Annotated in this window: 5 protein-coding genes; all 5 read right to left on the bottom strand. The window is 64.5% G+C overall.

Annotation, left to right across the window (positions count from 1 at the left end; all coding sequences use genetic code 11):
• On the bottom strand, nt 1-945 hold a 945-nt coding region (locus tag JCM25156_RS23495), incomplete at its 3' end, for a hypothetical protein (protein ID WP_199898854.1).
• The gene (locus JCM25156_RS29945; protein WP_199898853.1) at nt 945-1,310 is read right to left on the bottom strand and encodes a hypothetical protein; all 366 of its coding nucleotides are present in this window, start codon (nt 1,308-1,310) and stop codon (nt 945-947) included. The genes JCM25156_RS23495 and JCM25156_RS29945, both read right to left, overlap by 1 nt.
• Entirely contained in the window at nt 1,307-1,678 is a 372-nt protein-coding gene (locus JCM25156_RS10660; protein ID WP_025813072.1) for a hypothetical protein, read from the bottom strand. Before JCM25156_RS10660 ends, JCM25156_RS29945 begins: the two co-directional genes overlap by 4 nt.
• Before the next feature lie 98 nt (nt 1,679-1,776).
• Nucleotides 1,777-3,021, bottom strand: coding sequence for a transglutaminase-like domain-containing protein (locus tag JCM25156_RS10655; protein ID WP_025813071.1), 1,245 nt, complete (start codon nt 3,019-3,021; stop codon nt 1,777-1,779).
• Nucleotides 3,022-3,034: 13 nt separating this feature from the next.
• Nucleotides 3,035-3,868 (bottom strand): prepilin-type N-terminal cleavage/methylation domain-containing protein, encoded by an 834-nt coding sequence (locus JCM25156_RS27975; protein ID WP_084296502.1) that lies wholly within the window; start codon nt 3,866-3,868, stop codon nt 3,035-3,037.
• Nucleotides 3,869-3,934 lie beyond the last annotated feature (66 nt).

The following is a 3,934-nucleotide window of genomic DNA, read 5'->3' as shown; positions in this document are numbered from 1 at the left end:
GATTTCATGGCGCAGTTCCATCTGCATGCGGCCGCTCTGGTGGATTCCGTCGGGCAGGTGCAGCCCGCCGCCCAGTTCGGCCGCCAGCGCATCGACATCAATGACGGCAAGGCCGCGTGTCTCGCTTATGTCGTGCAGCATCAGGTTCTGTTCCTTGGCCGCGATGTTCGAGAGCGTAGCGCTCATGGGGGCATCGAAGGCGGAATAGTTCGATATGTCCTCATAACCGGATGTGGACATGCGGTTCAGGATCAGGATACGCCCGCCTGTCGTGCGCGCCAGCGTGTCCACCAGCTTTTCGTAATCGTGCCGGATCACGTCCAATGTCCGCCGCACGGGCTCGAACGCGGCGGACAGCCATGCCCGCACGGCAGGCCCCGCACCTGCCAGATGGTGGCGCATGATATGGACATGATAGCCCAGCGTGCGATGGCGCAGGATGGACTGGGGCTCCACGTTCAGTGACATCAGCACGGCATTGGCGGGCGGCAGGCGGTGCGTGCCCGTATCCGAGAAAATATCGAGCCGGTCCTTCAGGGGGGTATGGCGCAACACCGAAAGCAGCGTGCCTGCGAATATCCAGTCCTCCGCCGTGGGGTGGATGCCGGGGCGGCCAAGGAAAAGGCGCAGATCTTCGGCAATGGCGCTGAACTGTGCTGGCGTGCGTTCAAGCTGTTCCAGCAGGATCGGCGCGCATGGGGCCAGAGGGTGATCGGGCACGAACACGCATTGCGTCGCCGCCCGGGCGGCGGTCTCGAACATGTCCAGAAAACCGCATTTTTCACCCAGGATCACCCCCGTGGCGTCGCACACGCCCATGCTCAGCAATGTCAGCGGGGAATCATTGTTCTCGCACCACCACCCCCGGCTGCGGCTGTACCAGCCCGAAAGCAGGCCGGAATGGACATCGGCCAGCCGTGTCATCCGTCGCCCCGCCACGACCATCAGGCGCAGCGCCCGGCGTCGGGCATGTCGGGCGGGGTGTCCGGCGTGATCCGGGCGGCCACGGTGTCGGGATTCCAGGCATCAATGGCGCGGGTGCTGAGATAGCCGCCACGCGCCATGTCCGGCGAGATGGAAAGCCGCCCGGCCACGCGCGGGGCGAAGACGACCTGTATGTCCTGCTCCTCGGCAAAGGTGGGGGCGGAACTCAGGCGCGCGCCGGTGGGTTCGAGGCTTATGTTGCAGTACCCGATGGGCTGGTTGGCGCGGCAGGTCTGGCCATCTTCCACCAGCCAGCGCACACCGGCGCGTACGATGTTGTAGCTGTCGGCCTTCAGGGGGCCGAAACGCAGGGGAAGGGCGGTCATGCCAGGCACCCCCCGCTCCACATGGCTTCATGGTGGATGATCCCGGCCACGGTGCAGCGCACCTGCCGTTCCACCGGTCCGTCCAGCGCCTCGTCCGGGTCGGTGCTGAACAGGGCGATCCGCGCGCCCAGCGCATGATGCTGTCCGGGTGTGGCATCCAGCTGGCGCAGGCAGACGGCTTCGCGCAGCACCAGCCGGTAATAGGAAACCGGCGGGCATTCCTGTGCGAAGGCGCTGCTCAGGTCCACGCTCAGATCCAGCAGTTTCGCGCCCGCGCGCAGCCTGTCACCCATGGTGGCGTAAACGCATTCAATCGTGGCGCCTGACATCTGGGGCACGATTTCCGCAAGTCTGAATTCGTACAGCATTGCATTCTCACCTGTATTGATGGAGCGGGATTACAAATACTGGCAACGCGATGCCTGCGGGAATGTTGCAGGGCAAAATATCATTCGAAATATTTGAGTTATGTTTTTGCCATATATCTTACTGTTTCTTTTTCCAGCCTGTTTTCTGTTTCCACCGTCACGTAATCCGTGTGCAGGGAATGCCCGTCCAGATCCACCAGGTCGATCTTCACGGCCCCGCCTTCGGCGGTCTGGAGAACACGCCAGTCCGGGGAGATGGGTATGCCGATCGGTCCGGTACAGGCGCGGGGCAGGCACTGGCTGATGAGGCGGGCGTCAACCCGGCCAGAAAAGCAGTCGCGCCAGTCCGCGTCCTGTCCACCGCGTGACAGATCCCAGCTCATGAAATCAAAGGGCAGCCAGCCATGATCGTCCAGATGGATTTCAGCCCAGTAATGCATGGTGGGGGAACGGGGATAAACGAAATTGCCACTGACCAGCCGCGCCGGAATGCCGCGCGCCCGGCAAAGGGCCACAAGCAGCGCCGATGCCAGATGGCAGTCACAACATCCGCTGGCCAGAACCCAGTCCAGCGGCGTATCGGCGGGAATCTGGTCATAATGCACGGGGCCGGCCAGAAAGGTATCGAGAATGAAATCCCAGAAGGCGCGCACCGCATATCCGGGCGGCTGTGTCCCGGCCAGATGCCGGGAGAGTGCGGCAACCGGTTCCGTAATGCGGATCAGTCCTTCCGCCGGTTTCAGGTAAAGGGCGGGATCGGGGGGAGCATCCTCCGTTACGGTCGGTCGTGGCGTAAAACCGACCCGTGCGCCAAGCCAGGCCTGCGCGCCCTCCGTGGCGCGAAGGTGAAGCTCCAGCCTGCCATCCGCCAGCACGTATGTCCCGCCTTCGGGCATGTCCAGCGGCTGGATATCAAGCGTGTTGCAGCGGCTGGCCAGTGGCAGGGGCATGCGCAGGCGCAGGGTCCGACCCGGCATGACCCCGCGCAGGCGGAAACGGCGGCGCAGGGTCATGTCCAGCCTGCCCGGCGGGCGGGTGCGCAGTTCTTCAACCAGCCGCCGGCTGGTCGTGACGTAATGAGCGCCCCAGAAATCATCCTGCCCCAGCCGCCCGGCATTTTTCAGGTGGTACACAACCTCGACCGGGTCGAACAGGCGCGCGCCCCGTGGGGTCATGCGTACGCCCAGCCCCCCCTTTATCCAGTCCCCAAGCGCCCGGCGTGCCGCCATGCGGATGGTGTCCGTGGGCTCATGGAAAGCCCAGCCCAGCAGCATGATGGCGTCAAGGATGCGGGGTTCATCAATCGTGCGGTAGCGATCGTGAAACTGGGGGCCTGTGGGCATTCGTGATGCTCCGCTATGGGGGCGTGACGCGCCACGCCGTCCGTCGCCTGAACGGACATGACGGTAATGGTGATGACACGGACCAGCGCGCGATGACGGGCATAATCCGGACTATCAGGATATTGCGCCCGTCATGATGGCCGTGGTGTCGGCTTACGATCCGGGTCGCACTGGCTAACGCATGAAAAGGGAACGGGATGCCCGTAGTGGCGTGGAATCTGCCTGTCCCTTCAAATCCGTTTTCAGTCATGGCGGGCGCGCATGGGCGAAATGACGATGTCCGGCCAGTGCCGGTCCGGTTCATCGGCCGGGAAGATGCGGATGCGCACAAGATCGGGCAACTGGTCCGCGCCCCATGAGGCAAGCCACTGCCCATGGGCAAAGTAGCTGATCTCCAGCCTGATACGCCGGGCATGAGAACGGCCTGCCGGGGTGGCGGGCGCGGGGCCAGGGCAATGGCGTGCCGGTGGGCAAGCCATGTCAGGACCAGATCATGCCCCTCCAGCGACAGCCGCAGGTCGGACAGGCGCGCCAGGGCGGAAGGCGCGATCCCGGTGGGTACATGACCGCGCAGGGCGATGGCGTGCGCCGTGCCTGTCAGGGTGTGGGTGTCGTCCTGACTGCCGGGTTCCGCTTCCTCGATAATGTGGCGGAGCAACTGGTCGGTTTCCGCCAGCTGGCCGCTGGTGGACAGTACGGCCCGCTGGCGCTGGAACAGGGTCAGGCCGGAGCGCGTGCCCTGCGTAAGACCCGCCAGCACAATACCGAACACCACCAGCGCCACCAGCAGTTCCAGCAGCGTAAAACCGCCATCATGGTCCGAACGGTCAGGAAATGGCCCTGTCACGGCGCCGGTCCCGCCGTTGCCCCGATCCGTGCGGTCGCCGCAGGGTCAGCGCGTGGCGGTCGGGCG

It is taken from the genome of Komagataeibacter kakiaceti JCM 25156, from assembly GCF_000613305.1.
Note: the sequence above shows the minus strand (reverse complement) of the source record. Positions and strands in the feature narration are given on the sequence as shown.